Annotated in this window: 1 protein-coding gene and 1 pseudogene; one reads left to right on the top strand and one right to left on the bottom strand. The window is 42.4% G+C overall.

From position 1 onward, the window contains the following. Positions 1-94: 94 nt before the first annotated feature. Positions 95-1,030: pseudogene (locus CXF78_RS15195) on the top strand (glutathione synthase); the annotation flags it as partial. 121 nt (positions 1,031-1,151) lie between these two features. Here the strand turns inward: CXF78_RS15195 and CXF78_RS15190 are convergent. Further along, positions 1,152-2,056: LysR family transcriptional regulator (locus tag CXF78_RS15190; RefSeq protein WP_257984925.1), on the bottom strand; the 905-nt coding region annotated here is incomplete at its 5' end.

Here is a 2,056-nt window from a genome sequence, read left to right as displayed (position 1 = left end):
GAAGAAGAAGGAAAAAGAGATATAAGAAAGTATAGAGGGAAAGGAGAAGTGTAAAAGAGACAGGATTGTGAAAAACCGTGGGCCAGAAAAACAGGAACACGGTATTGCACAAGCCGCTCGAAAAGTCGCGGCGGCATTTTACTCCGATACTGTAGAGCAATCAGCGACAGCCCTGCATAAACCGACCTTTTTGATGGTGATCCAAGAAAATGAAGATAATGTTTATGATCAACATCTACTTGAAGTCGCACTGCAAACACGAGGGTTACGAACCATTAGGCGCACCTTTGAACAGCTCAGCAGTCAACTTTCAACGGGTGACAATCAGCGTTTGATGTTAGAAGGCGTTGGCGCTATCGATGTTGTGTATCTGCGAGCGGGTTATCAGTATGCAGATTACTACTCGCCGGAGCGAAATGAAGCAGTGTGTTGCCAAACTTTAAGTCAGACTCGACTGTTTATTGAGCAGCATCATGTGGCGGTGAATGCGACCTTTAGCCAACAACTCGCCACCAGTAAAACCATGCAAATGCTACTGACCCAGATGCCAGCTGAAGAATATGCTCGTTGGGGGTTAAATCTTGAACAAGCCTTGTTGGTAAAGAGTGTGCTCGCGGACATGAAGCCAATAAACCCTGAAACCATCAGCTGGTTTAACAACCACGCCAATAAACACCAGTGGGTATTAAAAAACCAAGGCGAAGGCGGTGGTCACTGTATTTTTGGCGATGATATTAGCGATAAATTAACAAAACTTGCCCCTCAAGAATATGATGCATGGGCGCTTATGCAGCGTTTGTATCCCCATGAGCGTGAAGTGCCAACTATTGCAGTGCGAGAAGGTGAGCAAACATTAGTCGATAACCTGGTTAGCGAGGTTGGACTATTTAGCGTATTTTACGACGGGGAGCCCGCCACAGAAATGGATGGATATGCCGGTTACCTTATCCGCAGCAAACCTGCGAGTGAAAATGAGGGTGGTATACATAGTGGTAAAGGCATTTTAGACTCGCTGACATTGATTGATTAACAAGTCCAATTTAATGGAATAACAAAGATTGAATTGAGACTGTAACTAATTTTTTGTCCAACATGTTACGGAGCTCTTCATTAGGCGTTGAGCTAAATGATCCATGTCTTAGGTCAATAAACTAGATAGCTGCCAGCATTTTGCTACAGTTGCCTCTTAGTAATTCTCTTAACGCTAATACAGCGGGAGTTACCTGTTTTCGGCTTGGACAAATAAGATGTAGCTCTACTGGAGGGGATTGATAGTCAGACAGGATTTGTACCAATTTTCCACTGCGTAAATCAGCAAGAACATCTATTTCTGCACGATATGCAATGCCTTGTCCGAAAATAGCCCATCGTCGAACAATATCAGTATCATTACTAATATTATTACTGTCGACTTTGATTTTGTGGTTTCCTGATTGATTCGAATACTCCCACTGATTAAATAAATATCCCTTTTTTTTATGCAATAAACAATTGTGTGTTCTCAGTTCTTCAGGATGTAAAGGTTCACCCCATTTAGATAGGTAATCTGCAGATGCACAAGTAATTCTGTCCATGGTTGCAATAAGAAATGAAACCATCGTTGAGTCTTCCGGCTTACCGTATCGAAGGGCAATATCAACGTTATCGAGGAAAAAATCAGAAAGAGAATCACCAATATTCAAGTCTATTGATAGGGTGGGGTGTTGCTTTGTTAATTCCATCATCCAGGGTAAAACGATATTACGGCCTAAATCTGATGATATTGATAGCCGTAAATTTCCACTTATTTTCCCTTGTATTTGATGAGCCGCTATTTGCCCTTGCGCTAAACTTTCCAACGCTTCTCGACAGTGAAACAGAAATTGCTCACCTTCAGGTGTAATACGCAGTTGCCTGGTTGTTCTTATAAACAACTGAACATCGAGCTGTTTCTCTAATCGGCGCAGCGCTGAACTGACGGCAGGAGGCGTAATGCTAAGCTGTTTGGCAGATTCTGTTATGCTGCCCGTTTCAACTATTCGAATGAATAAATGCAGATCTGAAGTGTTCATTATAA

Source organism: Shewanella sp. 11B5 (assembly GCF_002836795.1).
GTDB lineage: Bacteria > Pseudomonadota > Gammaproteobacteria > Enterobacterales > Shewanellaceae > Shewanella > Shewanella frigidimarina.
Note: the sequence above shows the minus strand (reverse complement) of the source record. Positions and strands in the feature narration are given on the sequence as shown.